Below are 22,369 nucleotides of genomic sequence, written 5' to 3' on the forward strand. Positions count from 1 at the left end.
GGGGCCGACCGGTCTGAGGGGAGTTAGTTTTCCTACGGCCTGCTAAACTGCGCGGGTTTATCCTTCCTCCGGAGCCATTTCCATGTCACGCGTAACCCTCAGTCGCTACCTCATCGAGCAGACTCGCAGCAACAACACCCCGGCGGATCTGCGCTTTCTCATCGAGGTCGTGGCGCGCGCGTGCAAGGCGATCAGCCACCAGGTTTCCAAGGGCGCGCTGGGCGGCGTGCTGGGCAGCGCCGGCAGCGAGAACGTGCAGGGCGAAGTGCAGAAAAAGCTCGACGTGCTCTCCAACGAAATCCTGCTGGAAGCCAACGAGTGGGGCGGCCACCTGGCCGGCATGGCTTCCGAGGAAATGGACAACGCGTACCAGATTCCCGGCAAATACCCGAAGGGCGCCTATCTGCTGGTCTTCGACCCGCTGGACGGCTCCAGCAACATCGACGTGAACGTCTCGGTCGGCACCATCTTCTCGGTGCTGCGCTGCCCGGATGCCTGCTTCAGCCAGAACGACGCCCTCGGCGAGGAAGCCTTCCTGCAGCCGGGCACCAAGCAGGTCGCCGCCGGTTACGCCATCTACGGCCCGCAGACCATGCTGGTGCTCACCCTTGGCCACGGCGTGATGGGCTTTACCCTCGATCGCGAGCTGGGCAGCTTCGTGCTCACCCACGAGAACCTCTGCGTACCGCAGAGCACTGCCGAATTCGCCATCAACATGTCCAATCAGCGCCACTGGGAAGCCCCGGTGCAGCGCTACGTCGGCGAGTTGCTGGCCGGCAAGGAAGGCCCGCTGGGCAAGAACTACAACATGCGCTGGATCGCCTCGATGGTCGCCGACGTGCACCGCATCCTCACCCGTGGCGGCATCTTCATGTATCCGCGTGACGCCCGCGAGCCGGACAAGGCCGGCAAGCTGCGCCTGATGTATGAAGCCAACCCGATGTCGATGATCATCGAGCAGGCCGGTGGTGCCGCCACCACCGGTACCCAGCGTATCCTCGAGATCCAGCCGCAATCGCTGCACCAGCGCGTGCCGGTGTTCCTCGGCTCGAAGGAAGAAGTCGAGCGCGTCACCGGCTACCACCAGGGCTGACCGGTGCAGGCGCCCTGGCAGGACTTGCTCCACTGGTGGTTCGGCCAGGGCACCAGCGCAACCGAGATCGCGGCTGAAAAACAGCGGCTCTGGTTCGGCTACCGTCCACAACAGGATGCCGAGGCGCGCGAGCGCTTCGGCGCGCTGGTCGAGCAGGCGCTGAACGGCGACCTGCAGGACTGGGCCGAACAGCCCGAGGGTTGGCTGGCCCTGGTGCTGCTGCTTGACCAGTTGCCCCGGATGATCCATCGCGACACCCCGCGGGCCTTCGCCGGCGATGAGCGCGCACAGCAGCTGGTTCGCGATGGTCTTGCCCATGGCGGCGACATGCTGCTCTCGCCGATCCAGCGCGTATTCATCTATCTGGTGCTCGAACACGCGGAGAATCTGGCGGTGCAGGATCTGGCAGTGGCGCACTTCACCGCCCTGCGCGACATTGCCGCCGAGCACGAACAGGCGCTGTTCCGCGACTTCCTCGACTATGCCGAACGCCATCGGGAGGTCATCTCCCGCTTCGGGCGCTTCCCGCATCGCAACGCCATTCTCGGACGCGACAGCAGCGATGCCGAACAATCGTTCCTGCAGCAGCCAGGTTCGTCGTTCTAGCCCCGCCGCCGCCGTCGTTGGGCTGGCGCCGCAGAACCCGCTCTGCAGCGCTGAACTTAAAAAGAAGCAAGGAGCTCGATATGTCATTGCGTACCCCATTGTTGATCGCCTGCACGGTTCTGCTGGCCGCCTGCAGCCCGATCACCCAGGAGAACTTCGCCAAGCTCAAGCCCGGCATGGAGCGGGTGGAAGTGGAAAAGCTCTTGGGCAAGCCTTCGGAATGCGCCGGTGCGCTGGGCATGTCCAGCTGTACCTGGGGTGAGAAGAACCGCTTCATCAGCGTCCAGTTCGCCGGCGACAAGGTGATGATGTTTTCCGGCAAGGGGCTGAGGTAAACGCCGAAACCGTCTGGAGATTCCCATGCGTGCGAGTGTCGCCCTGCTGTGCCTGATCCTGTTGAGCGGCTGTGTGGGAGGCGGGCGTGAGCGGCCGCCGGAAACCGTGGGCGAGGTGGATCTGGCGCGCTACCAGGGCACCTGGTACGAGCTGGCGCGCCTGCCGATGTTCTTCCAGCGCGACTGCCTGCGTTCCGAAGCGCATTACCAGCTGCAGGCCAACGGCAAGGTAGCGGTCACCAATCGCTGCGAGACGGAAGATGGCCAATGGCAGGAAGCCAAGGGCGAGGCGGTACCGCAGCAGGCCGGTCGCACCGATCGGCTGTGGGTGCGCTTCGATAACTGGTTTGGCCGTCTGTTCCCGGATCTGACCAAGGGGCATTACTGGGTGCTCTACCTGGATGAAGGGTACAGCACCGCCCTGGTCGGCAGTCCCGACCGCAGATATCTCTGGCTGCTGGCCCGCGATGCCGAGGTCGACCAGGCGACGCGCGCCCGTCTGCTCAGCGAGGCCGAACGCAGAGGCTACGACACCTCTGAGCTGATCTGGCGCCAGTGAGGTGGCCTGCAACCGGCGCTGCTCACTGCCACTGCAGACGCGCCAGTTGCCAGCTGCCGTTCTCCTGTCGCCATTCCAGCCTGACCTGATAGTGTCCGGCCTGCTGCGGCAGCAGGGCCTCGGCACCGGTCAACGCGACCTGCGCCTCGGTATGACCGCGGTCCGGGTAGGTTGCATCGATCCAGCTGCGCTGGCTCAGGGCGATCACCCGGACGTTGCGATGGCGCATGAACATCAGCGTCGCCGTGCGCCGGGCCCAGTCGCGATCGTACTGCTGCTGGGCCTGGAAATCGGCGTGCAGCAGTGCCATCAGCTCTCCGGTCTGCTTGCTTTCCAGGCTCGCCTGCAGCTGCTCTGCCGCCTGCTGCAACGCCGCCTGCGGATCGTCCCGACCGCAGCCGACAAGTGCTAGCAATACCGCCAGCGCCGCTATTTTCCATGCTGACATGCTCAACTCCCCGAACCTCGCTATGATGCCGCAAACGTCATGCGGGCCGGCCGGCCCGCCGCAGATCAGGAGTGTGCCATGCAGACCTTGTATCCGGAGATCAAACCCTACGCCCGGCACGAGCTGGCGGTGGAAGAACCGCATGTGCTCTACGTCGACGAGAGTGGATCGCCGGATGGCCTGCCCGTGCTGTTCGTGCATGGCGGCCCTGGGGGTGGCTGCGATGCCATCAGCCGGCGCTTCTTCGATCCGAGCCTCTATCGCATCATCACCTTCGACCAGCGGGGCTGCGGTCGCTCGACGCCGCATGCCAGCCTGGAAAACAACACCACCGCGCACCTGATCGCCGACATGCAGCGCATCCGCGAGCATCTGGGCATCGACAAATGGGTGCTGTTCGGCGGCTCCTGGGGTTCGACGCTGTCACTGGCCTATGCCCAGGCCTTTCCCGAGCACGTGCACGCGCTGATCCTGCGTGGCATCTTCCTCTGCAGGCCGGAAGACCTGTCCTGGTTCTATCAGGAAGGCGCCAGCCGGCTGTTCCCGGATTACTGGCAGGACTTCGTCGCGCCGATTCCGCCCGAGGAGCGCGACGATCTGATGCAGGCGTTCTACCGCCGGCTCACCGGCAGCGACCAGATCGCCCAGATGCATGCGGCCAAGGCCTGGTCATGCTGGGAAGGTCGCACGTCGACGCTGCGACCCAACCCCAACGTCGTCGAGCGTTTCGCCGATCCGCACCGGGCATTGTCGATGGCGCGCATCGAGTGCCACTACTTCGTCAACCAGGCCTTTCTCGAACCCGACCAGTTGCTGCGCGACATGCCGAAGATCGCCCATCTGCCAGGGATCATCGTGCATGGTCGCTACGATGCCATCTGTCCGCTGGACAACGCCTGGGCGCTGCACCAGGCCTGGCCTAACAGTGAGCTGCAGATCATCCGCGATGCCGGACACTCGGCTGCGGAGGTGGGCATCGCCGATGCGCTGGTCCGCGCGACCGGCGAGATCGCCCACCGCCTGCTCGACCTGCCGCCGGCGGATGCCGAATGAAGGGGCTGATCCAGCGGGTCCGCCACGCGCGGGTCGAGGTGGCCGGCGAGATAGTCGGTGCCATCGATCAGGGTCTGCTGGTGCTGGTCGGGGTCGAGCGCGAGGACGACCAGGCGCGTGCCGACAAGCTGCTGCACAAGCTGCTCAACTACCGGGTGTTCGGCGACGAGCAGGGCAAGATGAACCGGTCGCTGAAGGACATCGGCGGCGGCCTGCTGCTGGTGTCGCAGTTCACCCTTGCCGCGGACACCCGCAGCGGCCTGCGCCCGAGCTTCTCCAGTGCAGCGCCGCCTGCCCACGGCGAGGCGCTGTACGACTACCTGCTGGCGCGTGCCCGCGACCAGCATCCAGAGGTGGCCTGTGGGCGTTTCGGCGCCGAGATGCAGGTGCACCTCGTCAACGACGGGCCGGTGACATTCCTCCTCGAAAGCTGAGTGTCAGTGGCGGACCGGCTCCAGATCGTTGTCGCGCAACCAGGTGATGGCGTATTCGCGCAGCTGCACCGTCTGGTAGCGCAGCCAGGCTTCCCTGACCTCGGGAAAGTCTTCCAGTTTGAAGTCGAAGGTACGTAGGGGCTTGCGGCCCTTGAGTGCATTGCTCAGGACCGCATGGGCGATGGGATCGTGCTGGGTGAACAGGAAGGCCTCGCGCATGGCGATCGATTGGGCGATGTCCAGTGGTTCGATGTGCAGGTAGCGATCGTCCTTGACGTCGTACTTGTCCATGGCTCCGGGGGGCGGATCGCCGGGAAAGATGGCGCGGATCTCGCCACTTTCCAGGTCCAGGTAGTATTCGGCGATGTCGCGCCCGTCCAGAGCGAATTCCAGACGGTGCATGTCGATGGTCAGTGGTCGCATGGCAAGAACGGCTCTTTTTAGGGATTCGTTGAAATGTCTAGGCCGCGGCGCAGACGCGCCGAAGCGTGAGCAGTCCCAATCTCTGACTCTCTCGCACCGGGTGGGTGCGCTACGTTCATCGGAGTGCCGTCTGCGTCGGTCGTCGCGCCCGTCGCGGGTGCAGCGCCGCACCGCCTCCAGGCGGCGCTAGAACAACCTGGCCAGCAGGGCGCTGACCGCCGTCTCCACGCGCAGAATGCGTTCGCCCAGCTGCACCGGTTGCAGTCCGGCGGCGGTGAATTTCTCCACCTCGTAGGGAATCCAGCCGCCTTCCGGACCGATCGCCAGGGTGACCGGCCCCCCGACCGCGCGTGGGCAGGTCGGGAAATCGCCGGGATGACCGACCAGCCCGCAGGTGCCTGCCGCGAGCTGCGGCAGACGGTCCTCGACGAAGGGCTTGAAGCGTTTTTCGATGATGACCTCGGGCAACACGGTATCGCGCGCCTGTTCGAGGCCGAGGATCAGCTGTTCACGGATGGCGGCCGGTTCGAGGAAGGGCGTCTGCCAGAAGCTCTTTTCCACCCGGTAGCTGTTGAGCAGGACCAGTCGTGGCACGCCCATGGCAGCGACGGTCTGCAGCACCCGGCGCAGCATCTTCGGTCGTGGCAGTGCCAGCAGCAGGGTCACCGGCAGCTTGGCCGGCGGCGGCTGGTCGAAGCTCACCTGCAGCTCGGCCTCGGTGGCGTCCAGGCGCAGCAGCCGACCGCTGCCCATCTGGCCGCCGAGCCGGCCGACCCTGAGGCTCTCATTGACTTCGACGCGGTGCACGTCGCGCATGTGGGTCAGGCGGCGGTCGCGCAGCCGTACCCGGTCGGCGGCGACGAAGTCGCCTTCCTCGAGCAGCAGCAGGTTCACGGACGTGGTGCGGGCGGCTGGTCGCCGGATGGCGGGACGTCATCCTCGGCATCGCCGCGGAAATGCTCCTCGCGCTTTCGGATCATGCTGCCGCAGATCACGCCGGCTTCGAACAGCAGCCACATGGGCACGGCCAGCAGCGACTGTGAGAACACATCCGGCGGCGTCAGCACCATACCGACGGCAAAGCAGCCAACGATGACATAGGGGCGGCTCTTGCGCAGGGTGGCAACGTCGACGATACCGACCCAGATCAGCAGGAAGGTCGCCACCGGGATTTCGAAGGCCACGCCAAAGGCGAAGAACAGCGTGAGGACGAAATCCAGGTACTGGCCGATATCGGTCATCATCGACACGCCTTCGGGCGTCACGCTGGCGAAGAAGCCGAACATGATCGGGAACACCACGAAATAGGCGAAGGCCATGCCGGCGTAGAACAGGAAGATGCTCGACACCAGCAGCGGCACGGCGATGCGTTTCTCGTGCTTGTACAGGCCGGGTGCGATGAACCCCCAGATCTGGTGCAGGATGATCGGCATCGAGAGAAACAGCGCGACCATCAGGGTCAGCTTGAATGGCGTCAGGAACGGCGAAGCGACGCCGGTGGCGATCATCGTCGCGCCTTCGGGCAGGTAGGCCCGCAGCGGCGCGGCGACCAGCGCGTAGATCTGTTGCGAGAAGTAGAACAGCCCGGCGAAGAGCAGGGCGATGGCCACCACGCAGCGCAGCAGGCGCTTGCGCAGCTCGGTCAGGTGCGCGACCAGCGGCATTTCCTGGTCGTCGATGGAGGGCTTGGTCATGGTTCGGATGGTCTGTCGGAGCGAAGGGGCTGAGCGGTCTCGGTGCTCGGCGCGGGCGGGTTCGCAGCGGGCGGCACCGTATCGCCGGGACTGCTGCTCGCGGCATTCGCGGGCTGGCCTGCGCCCTCGCTGGGGGGCGACGGCGGCGTGGCGGCCGGGTTGCTGGCGGGCGGCGGCATGATGCTCTGCTTCATCTCCCGCTCCAGGTCGAGGATGCGCTCGTTGTGCAACTGCCGGCGGATCTCGTCGGCGCCGATTTCGCGCTCCACTTCGGCCTTGATGTTGCTGAAGCTGCGCTTCAGCCGGCCAACCCAAAGCCCGGTGGTCCGCACCGCACCCGGCAGGCGCTCCGGGCCTAGCACCATCAGCGCCACCAGGCCGACCAGTAGCAGTTCGGTGAAACCGATATCGAACATCAGGACGTGCTCACATCAATAGAGAGAGCGGTCGCGCAGCAACTGCGCGCCCGCGTCGAGCCAGGGACTAGTCTTTCTTGGTCGGTTCTTCGACCTTGCGCGCCTGCGCATCGATGGTGTGATTCTGCTTGTCTTCCACGCCAGGCTTTTCCTCGTCGGTGCCCATGGATTTGCGGAAGCCCTTGATCGCATCACCGAGGTCGGAGCCCAGGCCCTTGAGGCGCTTGGTGCCGAACAGCATGATGACGATGAGCAGGATGATCAGTAGTTGCCAGACGCTGATGCCGCCAAAACCCATGGTGATATCTCCGATGTGAATCAGGTTTGCGGACGCGCGGCTTTTTCCGCGTGTCCGGAGAGACCGAAGCGTCGATCCAGTTCATCCAGCACGGCCTGCGGGTGCTGGCCGAGGGCAGCGAGCATGACCAGGCTGTGGAACCAGAGATCGGCGGTTTCGTAGATCAGGTCGCTGGAGTCGCCACTGACGGCGGCATCCTTGGCGGCGAGTATGGTTTCCACCGATTCCTCGCCGACCTTCTCGAGAATCTTGTTCAGGCCCTTGTGATACAGGCTGGCGACGTATGAGCTGTCCGGCGCCGCGCCCTTGCGGGCCTCCAGCACCTCGGCCAGGCGGGTGAGGGTGTCACTCATGCTTGTGCTCCGCGTAGATGGCGTGCGGGTCCTTGAGCACCGGCTCGACGACTTTCCAGGCGCCGTTCTCGAACACGCGGTAGAAGCAGCTTTCGCGACCGGTGTGGCAGGCGATGCCGCCGATCTGCTCGACCATCAGGATGATCACGTCGGCATCACAGTCCAGGCGCAGCTCGTGCAGCTGCTGCACATGTCCGGACTCCTCGCCCTTGCGCCACAGCTTGCCACGCGAACGTGACCAGTAGATGGCGCGGTTTTCCTGCGCGGTCAGCTGCAGCGCCTCGCGATTCATCCAGGCCATCATCAGCACGCGACCGGTCTTGTGGTCCTGGGCAATCGCCGGGACCAGGCCATCGGCGTTCCAGTTGATTTCGTCCAGCCAGTTCATCGGATTCTCCGCTCAATGCGTCAAGTGTGCCAGCCCCCACCAGCGATGGCTATCGGCGCACCACGATGAAGGTGCCGGCCACGAGCATGATCCAGGCCGGCCAGGCGTTGAGGGCGGTAAAGCTCTCGGCGCCGGCGGCGAGCGTCGCGCCGCTGCCGAGCAGGATCGCGCCGACCAGTCGCAGCGGCCAGTGGCGGCGCTCGCGCCATGGTGGCGGCGGGTTGTTGGCGTGGGGATGCGACATGCGTTCGAGCAGTTCGCGGGTCATGTGCGCCAGGTGCGGCAGCTGTTCGATCTGCGCCTGGGCGTTCTTCAGCAGCTGGCGCGGGCCCATGCGCTCGCGCATCCAGCGCTCGAGGTAGGGCTGGCCGGTGCTCCAGAGGTCGAGATCGGGATACAGCTCGCGGCCAAGGCCCTCGATATTGAGCAGGGTCTTCTGCAGCAGCACCAGTTGCGGCTGCACCTCCATGTTGAAGCGCCGCGCCACCTGGAACAGACGCACCAGCAGCTGACCGAAGGAGATGTCCTTCAGCGGCTTCTCGAAGATCGGCTCGCAGACGGTACGGATCGCCGCTTCGAACTCGTTGACCTTTGTTTCCGCCGGTACCCAACCCGAGTCGATGTGCAGCTGCGCCACCTTGCGGTAGTCGCGTTTGAAGAAGGCCATCAGGTTGCGCGCCAGGTAGTCCTGGTCCTCCGGCGTCAGGCTGCCGACGATGCCGAAGTCCACTGCGATGTACTGCGGGCTCCAGGGCTGGTGGGTACTGACGAAGATGTTGCCGGGGTGCATGTCGGCATGGAAGAAACTGTCGCGGAACACCTGGGTGAAGAAGATCTCCACGCCGCGTTCGGCCAGCTGGCGCATGTCGGTGTTCTGCCGTGCCAGACCGGCCATGTCCGTCACCGGTACGCCATAGATGCGCTCCATGACGAGCACTTGCGACCGGCAATAGTCCCAGTACACCTGCGGCACGTAGAGCAGTGCCGAGCCTTCGAAGTTACGCCTGAGCTGGCTGGCGTTGGCCGCTTCGCGAAGCAGGTCGAGTTCGTCGTAGATGGTCTTGGCATAGTCGTCGACCACTTCCACCAGGTGCAGGCGGCGCGCGTCGATGGAGATGCGTTCGGCGGTATTGGCCAGCATGAACAACCAGGCCAGGTCCTGGCTGATGATCGGCTTGAGGTTCGGCCGTACCACCTTGACCACCACTTCCTCGCCGGAACGCAGCTTGGCGGCATGCACCTGGGCCACGGACGCGGAGGCCAGCGGTTTGCTGTCGAAGCGGGCGAACAGTTCGCCGACCGGGGCACCCAGCTGCTGCTCGATCAGCGCCGTGGCGACGGCCGAGTCGAATGGGGGTACTCGGTCCTGCAGCATCGCCAGTTCTTCGGCGATATCCGGCGGCAGCAGGTCGCGACGGGTCGAGAGAATCTGCCCGAACTTGATGAAGATCGGCCCCAGCCCTTCCAGCGCCAGGCGCAGGCGCGCGCCCCGCGACAGCGCGCTGCGCCGCCGCGGAACCCAGCGCCAGGGTAGCAGATAGCTGGTGCCGCGCAGCCACCAGGGCATCGGCAGGTCGAGGATGATGTCATCGAGGCGGTAGCGGATCACCACCAGCAGGATGCGGAACAGGCGGCGTGCGGCGGCGAACAGCTTCATTCGGAGCGATCTGGATTCAGGTTGAGGGCGAGGCGCTCGATGCGCGCCTCGAGTCGGTCGAGGGCGAGTTTCATGTCATCCAGTTCGTCGAAGCGCGCTTGGGCCTCGGCCTGGCCGACCAGCGTGCGTGACTCCTCGCTGAGATAGTCGGCCAGATCCTGGCGCAGCGAGCCCGCGCTGTCGCGCAGCCAGTCCAGCGGGTTGCGCAGGCTGGAGCCGAGCAGCTGTGCACCGACCGGACCGAGCCAGCGGGAAATCTCGTACTCCCAGTCCAGCTCCAGGTCCTGCAGCACCTCCGCGAGGTTCATCAGCAAGCCGCTGTCGCCCTCGATCTCGACGTCCGGACCATGCAGCACCGCGGTCTTGTTGCGGCTGGCGGCCAGGCGCAGCAGGCTGCTCGCCGGCGCGCGCAGCCGGCAGTCGGCATCGCTACCCCAGGTGCCGGCCAGACGCAGCCCTTCATCGTCGGCGAGGATAAACAGGCGCCAGGCCGGGGCCGTGCAGTCGATCTCGATGACCCGGCCACTCAGGCGCGCCAGCCGCGGCAGTGCGGTCGGGTCCAGACGCAGGACGCGATTGATGCCGCGCTCGGCGCCGGCCAGCAGGGCAGCGCGCAGCATCAGGGCTTAATGCCGCGGTGCAGGGCGACGATGCCGCCGGTCATGTTGTGGTAGCTGACGCGCTCGAAACCGGCAGCTTCCATCATGCCCTTGAGGGTTTCCTGATCCGGGTGCATGCGGATCGACTCGGCCAGGTAACGGTAGCTGTCGGCATCGTTGGTGATCAGCTTGCCCATCATCGGCAGCAGGCTGAACGAGTAGGCATCGTAGGCCTTGGAGAACAGCTGGTTGGTCGGCTTGGAGAATTCCAGCACCAGCAGCCGGCCGCCCGGCTTGAGCACGCGCAGCATCGAGGCGATGGCGTCTTCCTTGTGGGTGACGTTGCGCAGGCCGAAGGCGATGGTGACCACGTCGAAGTAGTTGTCCGGGAAGGGCAGCTTCTCGGCATCGGCCTGGACGAACCTGACGTTGCCGGCCACGCCCTTGTCCAGCAGCTTGTCGCGGCCGACCTTGAGCATCGAGGCATTGATGTCGGCCAGCACCACTTCACCCGTGGGGCCGACGATGCGGGAGAACTGGCGGGTCAGGTCGCCGGTGCCGCCGGCGATGTCCAGAATCCGATTGCCGTGGCGCGCGCCGGACAGCTCGATGGTGAAGCGCTTCCACAGTCGGTGGATGCCGCCGGACATCAGGTCGTTCATCAGGTCGTACTTGGCGGCAACGGAATGGAACACCTCGGCCACCTTCTGCGCCTTCTGGCTTTCCGGCACGTTCTCGTAGCCGAAATGGGTGGTCGGTTCTGCGTCATGCGCTTTGCGAGGATCGGTCATGTCACTTTCACCCGAAGAATGTGCCCGGCATTCTAAACCTAAAAAGGCGGCTGATAAGCGTCGAGCAGGTGGCGGCCGGCAAAAGGTCTAGCGGCGACATGTCGCAGGGTCGAGCTCGGGGTGCCGCGGAGCAGACTTGCCACTTTGCTATAGTGCGCGCCTTTTCGGGCGCAGCCAGGAGCCGTCATGGCGCAGATCATCGTCGAACGTTCCCACAACCTCGGCCGCGACGCGGCCCGCGAAAAGGCCGACGAGCTCGCCGCACGCCTGGCCCGCGAGTTCGGGGTGAGCTGTCAGTGGCAGGGTGATGTGCTGGCGGTCAGGCGCAGTGGCGCGGACGGGCGCATCGAAGTGCGCGAGGACAGCGTGAAGGTGCTGCTCAACCTCGGCCTGCTGCTTTCGGCCATGGGCAGCAGCATTCAGGGCCAGATCGAGCGGGCACTGGACAAGGCGCTGGCCTGAACGGCGGCGCAGGGCCACGTGGCCCTGCGCCTGGCAGTCAGAGGCGGAAGCGGCCGATCTGCTGCTGGAGCGCGTTGCCCAGCTGGGCCAGTTCGGTGCTGGCGCGCGCCGTCTCGTCACTGGCGGTGGCGGTTTGCAGGGAAATGTCACGCACGCTGACCACGCTGCGGTTGATCTCCTCGGTCACGGCGCTCTGCTGCTCGGCCGCCGCCGCGATCTGCTGGTTCATGCTCTGGATGGTCGACACGGTACGGGCGATGACGCTCAGGGCGTCTCCGGCCCGGCGGGTCAGTTCGACCGTGCTGTCACTCAGCTGCTGATTGTCGCGCATCAGTTGGCTGGCGCTCTGGGCACTGTTCTGCAGGGTGCCGATCAGCTTCTCGATCTCCTCGGTCGATTGCTGGGTGCGTTGCGCCAGGGCGCGTACTTCGTCTGCCACCACGGCGAAGCCGCGGCCGGCTTCACCAGCCCGCGCCGCCTCGATGGCGGCATTGAGCGCCAGCAGATTGGTCTGCTCGGCGACTGCCTTGATCACGTCCAGCACACTGCCGATGGCATCGCTGTCGCGGCGTAGGTGCTCCATCGCCTCGCCGGTATTGGCGACCTGCATCGCCATGCGCTCGATCTGGGCGACGGCGTCGCCTGCCAGCTTCTCGCCCTGTACCGCCTGCTGGTCCGCTTCGGCAGTGGCCTGTGCGGCATCGACCGCATTGCGCGCCACTTCCTGAACGGTGGCGGCCATCTCGTTCACCGCCGTGGCCACCTGATCGGTCTCCTGGCGCTGATCGTTGACGCCGGCGCTGGTCTGCTCGGTGACGGCAGACAGCTCCTCGGCAGCGGCGGCGATCTGCGTCGAGCTGTCGCCGATGCTGCCGATCAGCTTGCGCAGACTCTGGCGCATGTCCTGCATCGCGCTTTCCAGCTGGCCCAGCTCGTCGCGGCGTTGTGCGCTGTCCTGGCCGGAGAGGTCGCCGTCGGCGATGCGCCGGGCCATGGCCAGGGTGTGGCGCAACGGCAGAATGATCTGGCGGGCAATGAACCAGGCCGCGAGCAGGCCGAGCAGTGCACTGGCGAAGGCGGTCAGCATCGTCTGGATGCGCGCCTGCTGCGTTTCGCCGAGCATCTTGGTCTGCTGGTTGCGGTAGAGATTGCCGTTGATTTCCAGCAGATCGCCGATTTCGGAGGCCAGCGCCGTGCGAGCCTGGATGGTCGCATCCATGCCGACCTTGAAGGTCTCGATCGCTGCACGGTAGCGCTGCAGGGCGCTGGTCATTCGGTCGAGATGGCTGTATTGATCGACGGGTAGCAGGCCGCGCAACAGATCGGCCTGTTCACGGGAGCGATCGAGGCCGGCATAGGCGAGCTGCGCAGACTCTTCGGTGTGCTGGAAGATGTAGCCGCGCACCAGGTAGCGGCTCTCCAGTACGCGCCGGGTTAGTTCGGCGAGGGCGCGGGCCTGCTGTACGACGAGAGGGTCGTCGGCGGACTGTTCGAGGGTCTGGTAGATCTGCTCTTCCAGTTCGCCGAGCGCCTTGAGGGCCTCGCCGGCGCTGCTGACCATCACGCCCCGGCTCTGTTCGCGGCTTTCGCGGGCCTGCTTCAGCTCCTGGAAGCTGCGTTCGATGCGCTCGGCATACTGGAGTGCGGAGGCGATGTCGCGCTGGTCATCGGCGGCAGTCAGGGTGGTGCGGATGTCCTGCAGGTGGTTGCGGACTTCGCCGATCTTGCCGGTCACCTGCTGGGCGTGGGCGTCGCTGCCGCTTTGTTCGAACAGGGTGCGTGCGGTATCCACCGCGTAGGAGGCTTCCTGGACCTGGGACAGGCGGGTCTGCTTCTGGTTGCGCTCCAGCAACCCGTTCAGGCTGGTGACGGCGATGGCGGCAACCAGAAGTGTCAGCAGGACCATGAAGCCGAAGCCCAGGCCAAGCTTGCGCGTGACGGCCAGGTCGGTGAAAAAGCGGGAGATCATGTGTGAACGCTCCAGAAAGTCGAGGCGGGCGCAGTCGCAAGAACACTGCAGCGAGGCGTCTTGTGCCGGGTCGCCGCAATGGCGGCGAGTAAGTGTCCCTGCACTTAGCGGCCGGCCTCGGAGGTTTCTTAAGCGCTTGTGCGGCTCGGCTGCCGTTTTTCGACCGCAGGGTCGCGCTGTGGTCGTACGGCTCTGGAAGCGGTGGGGCAAGGCATGAAGCAGGCGGGGAGGCGCCTGCGGTTACGACTTTGAATCGGTCAGGCGCGCAAGAGCGGGAGGGTGCAATCCTCGCCGCGGCGGCTCAGAGCATCAGCTTGACCACGGACTCATCGGGGTCGCGGGACTTGCCGGCGGCCGCCAGTGCCGCGAGATAGGCGTCCCATAGCGCCTGCTGATTCAGCGCCAGGCGTTCGAGGTAGTCCCAGGTGTAGAGGCCGCTGTCGTGGCCGTCGCTGAAGGTCAGCTTCAAGGCGTACTGGCCGGCCGGCTCGATCTGCTCCAGCGCGACCTTCAGCTTGCCGGTCTGCAGCACCGGGTTGCCGTGGCCCTGGACTTCCGCCGATGGCGAATGCACGCGCAGGAACTCGGCGGGCAGCACGTAGCGCTCGTCGGCGCCGTATTCCAGTTCCAGCGTTCTGGACGCCTTGTGCAGTTTGATTGCAGTGGGGATGCGCATGCGACGCTCCGGAAAAATCGGCCGTGGCAATCGCCACGGCCGTGACGGTCAGAGGATGTAGCGCGACAGGTCTTCGTCCTGAGCCAGTTCGCCGAGGTGCTCGTTGACGTAGGCGGCGTCGATGCGGATCGGTTCGCCCTGCTGCTTGCCGGCCAGGTCGGCTGCACTGAAGGAGACCTCCTCCAGCAGGCGCTCGAGCAGGGTGTGCAGGCGCCGGGCACCGATGTTCTCGGTCTTCTCGTTGACCTGCCAGGCGATCTCGGCGATGCGCTTGATGCCGTCCTCAAGAAACTCGATGTGCAGCCCTTCGGTCTTCAGCAGCTCGCGGTACTGCTCGGTGAGCGCCGCATGCGGCTCGGTGAGGATGCGCTCGAAGTCCTGCGGTGACAGCGCCTTGAGCTCCACGCGGATCGGCAGGCGACCCTGCAGTTCCGGCACCAGGTCGCTGGGCTTGGACAGGTGGAAGGCGCCGGAGGCGATGAAGAGAATATGGTCGGTCTTGACCATGCCCAGCTTGGTGTTGACCGTGCTGCCCTCGATCAGCGGCAGCAGGTCGCGCTGCACGCCCTCGCGGGAAACGTCGGCGCCGCTGGTGTTGCCGCGCTTGGCAACCTTGTCGATCTCGTCGATGAAGACGATGCCGTTCTGCTCCACCGCCTCCAGGGCGCGGGCCTTGAGGTCTTCTTCGTTGACCAGGCGCGCGGCTTCCTCGTCGCGGATGAGCTTGAAGGCTTCCTTGATCTTCAGCTTGCGGCTCTTCTTCTTGCCCTTGCCCATGTTGGCGAAGAGGTTCTGCAGCTGGTTGGTCATCTCCTCCATGCCGGGCGGGGCCATGATCTCCACCCCGGCCGGGCTCTCGGCGACCTCGATGTCGATCTCCTTGTCGTCCAGCTGGCCTTCGCGCAGGCGCTTGCGGAACAGCTGACGGGTGTTGGAATCACCGCTCTGCACCGGCTCTTCGGAAAAGCCTACCGGGCGCGCCGGCGGCAGCAGGGCGTCGAGGATGCGTTCTTCGGCGGCGTCTTCGGCGCGGTGGCGCATCTTGTGCACCTCCTGCTCGCGCAGCATCTTCAGCGCCGCGTCGGCCAGATCGCGGATGATCGATTCGACGTCACGGCCGACATAGCCGACCTCGGTGAACTTGGTGGCTTCCACTTTCAGGAACGGCGCGTTGGCCAGCTTGGCCAGGCGGCGGGCAATTTCGGTCTTGCCGACGCCGGTGGGGCCGATCATCAGAATGTTCTTCGGGGTGACTTCCTGGCGCAGCTCGGCGGGCAGCTGCATGCGCCGCCAGCGGTTGCGCAGGGCGATGGCCACGGCGCGCTTGGCGTCGTCCTGGCCGATGATGTGGCGGTTGAGTTCGTGGACGATCTCGCGGGGCGTCATGGACATGGTGCGGTACTCCGGAACGACAGGCGATTAGACCGCGCTGTCGAGCTCCTCGATGGTCAGGTTCTGATTGGTGAACACGCAGATGCTGCCGGCGATGTTCAGCGCCGTCTCGGCGATTTCCTGGGCCGACATGTCGGCGCCGGCCTTGAGCAGCAGGGCCTTGGCCGCGGCCTGGGCGAAGCCGCCGCCGGAGCCCATGGCGATCAGGTCGTCTTCGGGCTGCACCACGTCGCCGTTGCCGGTGATGATCAGCGAGGCATCCTTGTTGGCCACAGCGAGCATGGCTTCCAGACGGCTCAGGGAGCGGTCGGTGCGCCAGTCCTTCGCCAGCTCGACGGCGGCGCGCACCAGATGGCCCTGGTGCTTCTCCAGCTGACCTTCGAAGCGCTCGAAGAGGGTGAAGGCATCGGCGGTGGCGCCGGCGAAGCCGGCCAGGACCTGGCCGTGATAGAGGCGGCGGACCTTCTTGGCGTTGCCTTTCATGACGGTGTTGCCGAGGGAAACCTGGCCGTCGCCGCCCATGACGACTTTGCCGTTGCGGCGCACTGAAACGATGGTGGTCAAAGGAAAATCTCCACACTGCGGGGCGATGAATGCCCGAATGCGGTTGATATGGGGGACTGCTTCCGGCTTTTCAACGGCTGTCGGTGAGGTTCATCGACAGCCGTGGTTCTGCACGAGGCGCTACGCAGGCCCTGGTTGTTCGCTGCGTTGCGGGCGGCTGGGCTGGCGCGGCACGTCGCCGGCTACCGCCGCGGCGATCATCTTGCGCAGCCGGACCGGAATCGACTTGGCCGCCGGCACCTTGCTGCGTTCGGCATGGTGCCAGACCGGCAGCAGGGCGTTGCATTCGGGGTAGTAGCCTGCGCAGCAGCCCTCCGGAATGCTGTAGGGCGTCACCCGCAGCGGGCCGACCGCGCGGTGTACGCCGTCATCGACCACGGTGATCGCCTCGATGCGGTCGTTCTCGGCCAGGCCCAGGCGGACGATGTCGTTGCGGTTCATCAGGATCACCGCGCGGGTGCCGTGAATGCCGCGGAAGCGGTCGTCGTACCCGTAGACCGTGGTGTTGAACTGGTCGTTGCTGCGCAGCGTCATCATCTGCAGCACGTCGTGCCGTTCGTGGCCGCCTTCCTCGGTATCCGGGTCCATGCTCAGCGAAGGCGGGTTGATGAAGTTGGCCTTGCCGGTCTCGGTGTCCCAGCGCCGCTGGCTGGCGCCGAGCGGGCGATGGAAGCCGCCGGGTTCCATCATGCGCACATTGAAGTCGTGGAAGATCTCCGGGTAGCTCTCGGCGATGGCGTCGCGGATCAGGCTGTAGTCCGCGACCCAGGCGTCCCAGTCCAGCATCGGGTTGGGCACGAGCGTGGCCTTGGCCAGTCGCGCGATGATCGCCGGTTCCGATAAGAGCAGTTCGCCAGCCGGCTCGGCGGCGCCGCGCCAGGCCCGGATGCAGCCGGTGCTGTCCTCGGTTGTGTGGCGTTGCTCGCCGGTGGCCTGGCGGTCGATCTCGGTGCGACCGAGGCAAGGCAAGATATAAGACACTTCGCCGGTGATCAGGTGATTGCGGTTGAGCTTGGTCGACACCTGCACCGACAACCGCAGTTTGCGCCAGGCCGGCTCCATCTGCAGGGTGTCAGGAATGGCGCGGACGAAGTTGCCGCCCAGGCCGATGAAGCCGCGGATGCTGCCGTCGAGAATGCCCTCGCAGGCCTCTACCGTATTCACGCCATCTTCGCTCGGCGGCTCGAAACCGAACTGCCGACGCAGGTTGTCCACCGGCACCTTCGCTGCCTTTTCGGTGATGCCGACGGTGCGCTGACCCTGCACGTTGGAGTGGCCGCGCACCGGCAGGATGCCCGCGCCCTCCTTGCCCATGTTGCCGCGCAGCAGGAGCAGGTTGACCAACATCTGGATGGTCTGCACGCCGTGGCGGTGCTGGGTCAGGCCCATACCATAGGGGGCGATCACCCGCTCGCAGCGGGCATAGGCGGTGGCCGCCGCTTCCATCGCTGCGCGGGTGAGCCCGGAGCGACGCTCCAGCTGCTCCCAGGTGTAGCTGCGAATGCGTGCTTCGAAGGCCTCGAAGCCATGGGTGTGCTGCTCGATGAAGGCGACATCGAGCACCCTCTGACGCCCTTCGGCGATGGCCAGGTCGTCCATGGCGAACAGCGCCTTGCACATCCCGGCGATGGCCGCCATGTCGCCGCCGATGGCCAGCTGGTGATACTGGGTGCTGATCACCGTGCTGTCCGGCGTCAGCATCTCGCGCGGCGACTGCGGGTTGACGAAACGCTCCAGGCCGCGCTCACGCAGCGGGTTGAAGGTGACGATCTCGGCCCCGCGCTCGCGCGCGGCCTGCAGTTCATGGAGCATGCGCGGGCTGGACGTGCCGGTATTCTGGCCGAAGAAGAACAGTCCGTCGGTGTGCTCGAGGTCGTTCAGGGTGACCGTGGCCACCGGTACGCCAATGCTCTCCGGCAGCGCCACCGAGGTGCTCTCGTGGCACATGTTGGAGCTGTCCGGCAGGTTGTTGGTGCCGTACATCCGCGCCAGCAGGCCATACATATAGGCCGTTTCCAGCGCCGCGCGGCCGGACATGTAGAACACCACCTGATCGGGATCGGCCATGGCCTTGAGCTCGGCGCCGATCTCGGCGAAGGCGCTGTCCCAACTGACCGGCTGGTAATGGTCGCTGGCGGCATCGTAGCGCAGCGGATGGGTCAGCCGGCCCTGTTGTTCCAGGTCGAAGTCGCTCCAGTTGAGCAGCTCGCTGACGCTGTGCCTGGCGAAGAATTCCGGCCCGCAACGCAACGAGGTGTTTTCCCATGCCGTGGCCTTGGCGCCGTTCTCGCAGAACGACAGCGGCCGCGAGGGGTGCGGCTTGGCCCAGGCGCAGCTGACACAGGCGAAGCCGTCGATGGGTTTGTTCTGCTTGAGCAGCAGGCCGATGCCGGCCGGCGAGACGCGTTCACGCAGCAGGATGTTGGCGACGGAGTAGGCCGATCCCCAGCCACCGGCCGGTGCACGGTAGGGTTTGAACTTGGTCTGGGACACGTCGTTCCTCCTTTCGCAAGGGAGCTTGTCTGTTTACGACGGGGCCCGCGCCGGATCGTTCAGGGCGCTTTGTCACAAGGTTGTGCGATTCACTCCATGGCGAAACCGTGCTGACGCCAGGCCTCGTACACCGCGACGGCCACGGTGTTGGACAGGTTCAGGCTGCGGCTGTCGGGACGCATCGGCAGGCGCAAGCGCTGCTCGTTGGGCAGGGCATCGCGGATCTCTGGCGGCAGGCCGCGGCTTTCGGGGCCGAACAGCAGGGCGTCACCGCGCCGGTAACGCACCTCGTGAAAGGGCTGCGAGCCCTTGGTGGTGAAGGCGAACAGCCGTGGGCCGTCCGGGTTGGCGGCGTCGATGCCGATCCGCGCGAGGCAGCTCGGCAGATCGGCGTGGCGCTCCAGCGTGGCATATTCGTGATAATCCAGGCCGGCGCGGCGCAGGCGTTTATCGTCCAGCTCGTAACCCAGCGGCTCGATCAGGTGCAGGTGGCAGCCGGTATTGGCGCAGAGCCTGATAATGTTGCCGGTATTGGGCGGTATTTCCGGTTGGAACAGGATCACGTGAAACATGCGCAGCACCGAGGTTGAAGACCGGCGGCATTCTACCGGGGCGAAGGACCCGATGCGCCGCATACGCCGGACCTTTTTCGGTTCGCTGGTGCTGATCGGGCTGCTGGTGGGGCTGATGATCGGCCGGCTCACCGCGCCCGGGCCGGTGCAGCTGGAGGCGGTGCAGGTGCTGCCACAGGGGCTGTCGCTGCGCTTCGACCGCAAGCCGGAGACCTATGACGAGCATCTGGAGGGGGCGTTCGCCCTGTTGTTCCAGGCCGAGGGCGAGGCGCAATCCGGGCAGCTGCAGATCGACGGCATGCCGGTGGCCTGGCGCGTGCAGCAGACCGAGAAGGGCCTGCTGTTGCATCTGGTGGCGGCGCGCCGGCTGCAGGGGCAGTGGCAGGGCGCGCGCGGCGACGGCGGCTGGCAGGTGCAGGTCAGCGTGTCGCCCTGGCGGCCATGACGAATTCGCTCATGGCTGGTGCGTCAGAAAGAAGAACTCCGCCAGTGGCGGGGTTCTTTGTCGCAGGTCGGATCAACGTCTGATCAGCTGTCGTCGCCGTCGTCGTCATCGCTGCCATCGACGCGCATGCCCAGCTCCTTGATCTTGCGCGTCAGGGTGTTGCGACCCCAGCCGAGCAGCAGCGCGGCGTCGCGACGGCGACCGGCGGTGTGCTTGAGCGCGGTCTCGATCATGATGCGTTCGAAGGCTGGCACCGCCTCGTCGAGCAGGTTGCTCTGGCCGCGCGCCAGGGCCTGATCGGACCAGTTGCGCAGCGCCTGTTCCCAGTTGTGCGCCGGCTGCGCCTCGGCCTGCTGGTTGAGCAGCTCCGGTGGCAGGTCGTCGACATGCACTTCGCGGCCGGAGGCCATCACCGTGATCCAGCGGCAGGTGTTCTCCAGCTGGCGCACATTGCCCGGCCAGGGCAGGTGCTGCAGGTATTCCTTGGTTTCCGGCTTGAGCACCTTGGTTTCCACCGAGAGCTCCTGCGCGGCGCTGGCGAGGAAGTGCTCGGCGAGTGCCGGGATGTCCTCGCGGCGATCGGACAGGCGCGGAATGTGGATGCGGATGACGTTCAGGCGGTGGAACAAGTCCTCGCGGAACTTGCCCGCCTGCACCAGGGTTTCCAGGTCCTGATGCGTCGCGGCGATGATGCGCACGTCGACCCGCACCGGCGTGTGGCCGCCGACCCGGTAGAACTCACCGTCGGCCAGCACGCGCAGCAGACGGGTCTGCGTATCGGCCGGCATGTCGCCGATCTCGTCGAGGAACAGGGTGCCGCCGTCGGCCTGCTCGAAGCGGCCGCGGCGCTGGTTGGCCGCACCAGTGAAGGCACCTTTCTCGTGACCGAACAGCTCGGATTCCATCAGGTCCTTGGGAATCGCCGCCATGTTCAGCGCGATGAACGGCGACGCCGAGCGTGGGCTGTGGCGGTGCAGCGCATGGGCCACCAGCTCCTTGCCGGTACCCGATTCGCCATTGATCAGCACGGTGATGTTGGAATGGCTGAGGCGACCGATGGCGCGGAACACCTCCTGCATCGCCGGTGCCTCGCCGATGATCTCCGGCGTGTGATGACGATTGGCCGGCTGCTGCTGGTTCTGCTGTTCCTGGGCGTGCTGGTTGGCGCGCTTGACCAGCGACACGGCGTCGTCGACGTCGAACGGCTTGGGCAGGTATTCGAAGGCGCCGCCCTGGTAGGAAGCCACCGCGCTATCCAGGTCGGAGTGCGCGGTCATGATGATCACTGGCAGGCGCGGGTACTGCTCGCGGATCTGCGAGAGCATGTCCAGGCCGCTGAGGCCGGGCATGCGGATGTCGGAGATGATCACATCCGGCTGCTGGCGGGCGAGGCGGGCCAGCACGCTGTCAGCGCTGTCGAAGCTCTGCGTGGCCATGCCTTCCTGTTGCAGGGCCTTTTCCAGGACCCAGCGGATGGAGCGGTCGTCGTCGACGATCCAGACGTTTTCGCTTCGGCTCATGCTGATGTGGCTCCTTGTTCCAGCGGTAGGAAGATCGAGAACACGGTGTGGCCAGGATGGCTCTCGCATTCGATCAGACCCTGGTGCTGACTGATGATGTTCTGGGTGATGGCCAGGCCCAGCCCGGTTCCATCCGGGCGACCGCTGACCATCGGGTAGAAGAGCGTGTTCTGCAGCTCGGCGGGGATGCCCGGGCCGTTGTCGATGATCTCGATGCGCGCCACCAGACGATGGCGGATATGGCCGATGGTGAACTGGCGTAGCGTGCGGGTGCGCAGGGTGAGGCGGCCGAGGCCCAGTTCGTTCTGCCCGGCCAGCGCCTGCATGGCGTTGCGCATGATATTGAGCACGGCCTGGATCATCTGTTCGCGGTCCATCAGGACCTCGGGAATGCTCGGGTCATAGTCGCGCACCAAAATGATGCTTCCTTGGCATTCCGCCTCGATCAGGCTGGCCACATGTTCGAGCACTTCGTGGATATTGGTCATCGCCAACGACGGCAGCTTGTTCGAGCCGAGCATGCGGTCGACCAGATTACGCAGACGGTCGGCCTCCTCGATGATGACCTCTGTGTAGTCCTTCAGATGTTCTTCCGGCAGCTCGCGGGCCAACAGTTGTGCCGCACCGCGGATGCCACCCAGCGGATTCTTGATCTCGTGGGCCAGACCACGCACCAGCATCTTGGTGGTTTCCTGCTTGGACAGCTGGGCCTCTTCCTTGGTGATGCGCAGCAGCCGGTCGCGCGGCAGCACTTCCAGTAACAGCAAGGTCTCCTGGCGCGTCAGCACCGGGGTCACCGCGTAGTCGACGGTCAGCGACTGGCCGGTGGCGGAGGTCAGGGTGGCTTCGCGCTTGGTGAACGGGTGGGCTTCTTCCACAGCCTGGCGCAATGCCGCCAAGGCTTCCGGCGATTCGGTGAACAGTTCGCTGATGAATTGCCCATGGCTGCGCTGACCGCTGACGGCCAGCAGCATTTCGGCCGCCGGGTTCATGTACTCCAGGCGCAAGCGCGAGTTGAGCAGCAGCGTCGCGGTGGTCAGGTTCTCGATCAGCAGGCGTTGCAGGGCTTCGTTGATCATGGCTGGTCTGCATCCGGAGGTTCGTGCAGGAAATGCAAGAACCAAACCAA

General features: G+C 65.6%; 27 protein-coding genes. 8 read left to right on the forward strand and 19 right to left on the reverse strand.

Features of this window, described 5'->3' with window-relative positions; translation table 11 throughout:
* Window positions 1-82: 82 nt before the first annotated feature.
* The 4 genes from PSTAB_RS01770 (at window position 83) to PSTAB_RS01785 (ending at window position 2,593) form a co-directional block, all read left to right on the forward strand.
* Window positions 83-1,093, forward strand: a complete 1,011-nt coding sequence (locus PSTAB_RS01770; RefSeq protein ID WP_011911562.1) for a class 1 fructose-bisphosphatase — start codon at window positions 83-85, stop codon at window positions 1,091-1,093.
* A 3-nt stretch (window positions 1,094-1,096) separates the two neighbouring features.
* Complete coding sequence (locus tag PSTAB_RS01775; protein ID WP_013981480.1) at window positions 1,097-1,699, forward strand: DUF924 family protein; 603 nt, start codon at window positions 1,097-1,099, stop codon at window positions 1,697-1,699.
* A gap of 80 nt (window positions 1,700-1,779) precedes the next feature.
* Window positions 1,780-2,034, forward strand: coding sequence for an outer membrane protein assembly factor BamE domain-containing protein (bamE, locus tag PSTAB_RS01780; RefSeq protein ID WP_013981481.1), 255 nt, complete (start codon window positions 1,780-1,782; stop codon window positions 2,032-2,034).
* A 25-nt stretch (window positions 2,035-2,059) separates the two neighbouring features.
* Window positions 2,060-2,593: a lipocalin family protein gene (locus tag PSTAB_RS01785; protein WP_013981482.1), complete on the forward strand. Its 534-nt coding sequence runs from the start codon at window positions 2,060-2,062 to the stop codon at window positions 2,591-2,593.
* A 22-nt stretch (window positions 2,594-2,615) separates the two neighbouring features.
* Here the strand turns inward: PSTAB_RS01785 and PSTAB_RS01790 are convergent, their stop codons facing one another.
* Window positions 2,616-3,041 carry a hypothetical protein gene (locus PSTAB_RS01790; protein ID WP_011911566.1) on the reverse strand — a complete coding sequence of 142 codons (426 nt, stop codon included), beginning with the start codon at window positions 3,039-3,041 and terminating at the stop codon, window positions 2,616-2,618.
* Between the two features lie 78 nt (window positions 3,042-3,119).
* Here PSTAB_RS01790 and pip point away from each other — a divergent pair, with 78 nt between their 5' ends.
* A complete protein-coding gene (pip, locus tag PSTAB_RS01795; protein WP_013981483.1) occupies window positions 3,120-4,094 on the forward strand; it encodes a prolyl aminopeptidase in 975 nt (324 codons plus the stop codon).
* On the forward strand, window positions 4,091-4,528 hold the full coding sequence (dtd, locus tag PSTAB_RS01800) for a D-aminoacyl-tRNA deacylase (protein WP_011911568.1): 438 nt from the start codon (window positions 4,091-4,093) through the stop codon (window positions 4,526-4,528). The genes pip and dtd overlap by 4 nt, the downstream gene beginning before the upstream one ends.
* Window positions 4,529-4,531: 3 nt before the next feature.
* Here dtd and PSTAB_RS01805 read toward each other — a convergent pair whose 3' ends face one another.
* The 10 genes from PSTAB_RS01805 to ubiE all read right to left on the reverse strand — a co-directional run bounded on the left by PSTAB_RS01805 (window position 4,532) and on the right by ubiE (window position 11,147).
* Window positions 4,532-4,951, reverse strand: a complete 420-nt coding sequence (locus PSTAB_RS01805; protein WP_013981484.1) for a UPF0158 family protein — start codon at window positions 4,949-4,951, stop codon at window positions 4,532-4,534.
* Between the two features lie 186 nt (window positions 4,952-5,137).
* Window positions 5,138-5,845: a 16S rRNA (uracil(1498)-N(3))-methyltransferase gene (locus PSTAB_RS01810; RefSeq protein ID WP_013981485.1), complete on the reverse strand. Its 708-nt coding sequence runs from the start codon at window positions 5,843-5,845 to the stop codon at window positions 5,138-5,140.
* Window positions 5,842-6,645 carry a twin-arginine translocase subunit TatC gene (gene tatC, locus PSTAB_RS01815; RefSeq protein ID WP_013981486.1) on the reverse strand — a complete coding sequence of 268 codons (804 nt, stop codon included), beginning with the start codon at window positions 6,643-6,645 and terminating at the stop codon, window positions 5,842-5,844. Before tatC ends, PSTAB_RS01810 begins: the two co-directional genes overlap by 4 nt.
* On the reverse strand, window positions 6,642-7,061 hold the full coding sequence (tatB, locus tag PSTAB_RS01820; protein WP_013981487.1) for a Sec-independent protein translocase protein TatB: 420 nt from the start codon (window positions 7,059-7,061) through the stop codon (window positions 6,642-6,644). The genes tatC and tatB overlap by 4 nt, the downstream gene beginning before the upstream one ends.
* A gap of 67 nt (window positions 7,062-7,128) precedes the next feature.
* Window positions 7,129-7,359: a twin-arginine translocase TatA/TatE family subunit gene (gene tatA, locus PSTAB_RS01825; RefSeq protein WP_011911573.1), complete on the reverse strand. Its 231-nt coding sequence runs from the start codon at window positions 7,357-7,359 to the stop codon at window positions 7,129-7,131.
* 20 nt (window positions 7,360-7,379) lie between these two features.
* Window positions 7,380-7,712 (reverse strand): phosphoribosyl-ATP diphosphatase, encoded by a 333-nt coding sequence (locus tag PSTAB_RS01830; RefSeq protein WP_011911574.1) that lies wholly within the window; start codon window positions 7,710-7,712, stop codon window positions 7,380-7,382.
* Window positions 7,705-8,100, reverse strand: a complete 396-nt coding sequence (gene hisI, locus PSTAB_RS01835) for a phosphoribosyl-AMP cyclohydrolase (RefSeq protein WP_011911575.1) — start codon at window positions 8,098-8,100, stop codon at window positions 7,705-7,707. Before hisI ends, PSTAB_RS01830 begins: the two co-directional genes overlap by 8 nt.
* A gap of 49 nt (window positions 8,101-8,149) precedes the next feature.
* On the reverse strand, window positions 8,150-9,757 hold the full coding sequence (gene ubiB, locus PSTAB_RS01840; protein ID WP_011911576.1) for a ubiquinone biosynthesis regulatory protein kinase UbiB: 1,608 nt from the start codon (window positions 9,755-9,757) through the stop codon (window positions 8,150-8,152).
* A complete protein-coding gene (locus PSTAB_RS01845) occupies window positions 9,754-10,377 on the reverse strand; it encodes a ubiquinone biosynthesis accessory factor UbiJ (protein WP_013981488.1) in 624 nt (207 codons plus the stop codon). The genes ubiB and PSTAB_RS01845 overlap by 4 nt, the downstream gene beginning before the upstream one ends.
* Window positions 10,377-11,147, reverse strand: coding sequence for a bifunctional demethylmenaquinone methyltransferase/2-methoxy-6-polyprenyl-1,4-benzoquinol methylase UbiE (gene ubiE, locus PSTAB_RS01850; protein WP_013981489.1), 771 nt, complete (start codon window positions 11,145-11,147; stop codon window positions 10,377-10,379). The genes PSTAB_RS01845 and ubiE overlap by 1 nt, the downstream gene beginning before the upstream one ends.
* A 186-nt stretch (window positions 11,148-11,333) precedes the next feature.
* On the opposite strand from ubiE, the gene PSTAB_RS01855 reads away from it, so the two are divergent.
* Window positions 11,334-11,609 (forward strand): polyhydroxyalkanoic acid system family protein, encoded by a 276-nt coding sequence (locus PSTAB_RS01855; protein WP_013981490.1) that lies wholly within the window; start codon window positions 11,334-11,336, stop codon window positions 11,607-11,609.
* A gap of 37 nt (window positions 11,610-11,646) precedes the next feature.
* Here the strand turns inward: PSTAB_RS01855 and PSTAB_RS01860 are convergent, their stop codons facing one another.
* From PSTAB_RS01860 to PSTAB_RS01885, 6 genes are all read right to left on the reverse strand, one after another.
* Window positions 11,647-13,578 carry a methyl-accepting chemotaxis protein gene (locus PSTAB_RS01860; RefSeq protein ID WP_013981491.1) on the reverse strand — a complete coding sequence of 644 codons (1,932 nt, stop codon included), beginning with the start codon at window positions 13,576-13,578 and terminating at the stop codon, window positions 11,647-11,649.
* Window positions 13,579-13,879: 301 nt separating this feature from the next.
* Window positions 13,880-14,254 (reverse strand): gamma-butyrobetaine hydroxylase family protein, encoded by a 375-nt coding sequence (locus tag PSTAB_RS01865; RefSeq protein ID WP_011911581.1) that lies wholly within the window; start codon window positions 14,252-14,254, stop codon window positions 13,880-13,882.
* 48 nt (window positions 14,255-14,302) lie between these two features.
* Complete coding sequence (hslU, locus tag PSTAB_RS01870; RefSeq protein ID WP_011911582.1) at window positions 14,303-15,646, reverse strand: ATP-dependent protease ATPase subunit HslU; 1,344 nt, start codon at window positions 15,644-15,646, stop codon at window positions 14,303-14,305.
* 27 nt (window positions 15,647-15,673) lie between these two features.
* Window positions 15,674-16,210, reverse strand: a complete 537-nt coding sequence (hslV, locus tag PSTAB_RS01875) for an ATP-dependent protease subunit HslV (protein WP_011911583.1) — start codon at window positions 16,208-16,210, stop codon at window positions 15,674-15,676.
* A gap of 120 nt (window positions 16,211-16,330) precedes the next feature.
* Window positions 16,331-18,703, reverse strand: a complete 2,373-nt coding sequence (locus PSTAB_RS01880; RefSeq protein ID WP_013981492.1) for an FdhF/YdeP family oxidoreductase — start codon at window positions 18,701-18,703, stop codon at window positions 16,331-16,333.
* Window positions 18,704-18,792: 89 nt separating this feature from the next.
* Window positions 18,793-19,275 (reverse strand): tRNA (cytidine(34)-2'-O)-methyltransferase, encoded by a 483-nt coding sequence (locus PSTAB_RS01885; RefSeq protein ID WP_013981493.1) that lies wholly within the window; start codon window positions 19,273-19,275, stop codon window positions 18,793-18,795.
* Between PSTAB_RS01885 and PSTAB_RS01890 the strand changes: the two genes are divergently transcribed.
* Complete coding sequence (locus PSTAB_RS01890; RefSeq protein ID WP_013981494.1) at window positions 19,274-19,720, forward strand: hypothetical protein; 447 nt, start codon at window positions 19,274-19,276, stop codon at window positions 19,718-19,720. The genes PSTAB_RS01885 and PSTAB_RS01890 overlap by 2 nt on opposite strands.
* Before the next feature lie 83 nt (window positions 19,721-19,803).
* Here PSTAB_RS01890 and ntrC read toward each other — a convergent pair whose 3' ends face one another.
* A complete protein-coding gene (ntrC, locus tag PSTAB_RS01895; RefSeq protein ID WP_013981495.1) occupies window positions 19,804-21,240 on the reverse strand; it encodes a nitrogen regulation protein NR(I) in 1,437 nt (478 codons plus the stop codon).
* Window positions 21,237-22,319: a nitrogen regulation protein NR(II) gene (gene glnL / locus PSTAB_RS01900; RefSeq protein ID WP_013981496.1), complete on the reverse strand. Its 1,083-nt coding sequence runs from the start codon at window positions 22,317-22,319 to the stop codon at window positions 21,237-21,239. The genes ntrC and glnL overlap by 4 nt, the downstream gene beginning before the upstream one ends.
* Window positions 22,320-22,369: the final 50 nt, after the last annotated feature.

It is taken from the genome of Stutzerimonas stutzeri, assembly GCF_000219605.1.
Classification (GTDB): Bacteria; Pseudomonadota; Gammaproteobacteria; order Pseudomonadales; family Pseudomonadaceae; genus Stutzerimonas; species Stutzerimonas stutzeri.

Bases quoted from the DNA above. Each gene is read 5' to 3' on its own strand.
- PSTAB_RS01770 (WP_011911562.1), top strand. From the start codon at position 83: ATGTCACGCGTAACCCTCAGTCGCTACCTCATCGAGCAGACTCGCAGC.
- bamE (WP_013981481.1), top strand. From the start codon at position 1,780: ATGTCATTGCGTACCCCATTGTTGATCGCCTGCACGGTTCTGCTGGCC.
- PSTAB_RS01785 (WP_013981482.1), top strand. From the start codon at position 2,060: ATGCGTGCGAGTGTCGCCCTGCTGTGCCTGATCCTGTTGAGCGGCTGT.
- PSTAB_RS01790 (WP_011911566.1), bottom strand. From the start codon at position 3,041: ATGTCAGCATGGAAAATAGCGGCGCTGGCGGTATTGCTAGCACTTGTC.
- pip (WP_013981483.1), top strand. From the start codon at position 3,120: ATGCAGACCTTGTATCCGGAGATCAAACCCTACGCCCGGCACGAGCTG.
- dtd (WP_011911568.1), top strand. From the start codon at position 4,091: ATGAAGGGGCTGATCCAGCGGGTCCGCCACGCGCGGGTCGAGGTGGCC.
- PSTAB_RS01805 (WP_013981484.1), bottom strand. From the start codon at position 4,951: ATGCGACCACTGACCATCGACATGCACCGTCTGGAATTCGCTCTGGAC.
- tatC (WP_013981486.1), bottom strand. From the start codon at position 6,645: ATGACCAAGCCCTCCATCGACGACCAGGAAATGCCGCTGGTCGCGCAC.
- tatB (WP_013981487.1), bottom strand. From the start codon at position 7,061: ATGTTCGATATCGGTTTCACCGAACTGCTACTGGTCGGCCTGGTGGCG.
- tatA (WP_011911573.1), bottom strand. From the start codon at position 7,359: ATGGGTTTTGGCGGCATCAGCGTCTGGCAACTACTGATCATCCTGCTC.
- PSTAB_RS01830 (WP_011911574.1), bottom strand. From the start codon at position 7,712: ATGAGTGACACCCTCACCCGCCTGGCCGAGGTGCTGGAGGCCCGCAAG.
- hisI (WP_011911575.1), bottom strand. From the start codon at position 8,100: ATGAACTGGCTGGACGAAATCAACTGGAACGCCGATGGCCTGGTCCCG.
- ubiB (WP_011911576.1), bottom strand. From the start codon at position 9,757: ATGAAGCTGTTCGCCGCCGCACGCCGCCTGTTCCGCATCCTGCTGGTG.
- PSTAB_RS01845 (WP_013981488.1), bottom strand. From the start codon at position 10,377: ATGCTGCGCGCTGCCCTGCTGGCCGGCGCCGAGCGCGGCATCAATCGC.
- ubiE (WP_013981489.1), bottom strand. From the start codon at position 11,147: ATGACCGATCCTCGCAAAGCGCATGACGCAGAACCGACCACCCATTTC.
- PSTAB_RS01855 (WP_013981490.1), top strand. From the start codon at position 11,334: ATGGCGCAGATCATCGTCGAACGTTCCCACAACCTCGGCCGCGACGCG.
- PSTAB_RS01860 (WP_013981491.1), bottom strand. From the start codon at position 13,578: ATGATCTCCCGCTTTTTCACCGACCTGGCCGTCACGCGCAAGCTTGGC.
- PSTAB_RS01865 (WP_011911581.1), bottom strand. From the start codon at position 14,254: ATGCGCATCCCCACTGCAATCAAACTGCACAAGGCGTCCAGAACGCTG.
- hslU (WP_011911582.1), bottom strand. From the start codon at position 15,646: ATGTCCATGACGCCCCGCGAGATCGTCCACGAACTCAACCGCCACATC.
- PSTAB_RS01890 (WP_013981494.1), top strand. From the start codon at position 19,274: ATGCGCAGCACCGAGGTTGAAGACCGGCGGCATTCTACCGGGGCGAAG.
- PSTAB_RS01885 (WP_013981493.1), bottom strand. From the start codon at position 19,275: ATGTTTCACGTGATCCTGTTCCAACCGGAAATACCGCCCAATACCGGC.
- ntrC (WP_013981495.1), bottom strand. From the start codon at position 21,240: ATGAGCCGAAGCGAAAACGTCTGGATCGTCGACGACGACCGCTCCATC.
- glnL (WP_013981496.1), bottom strand. From the start codon at position 22,319: ATGATCAACGAAGCCCTGCAACGCCTGCTGATCGAGAACCTGACCACC.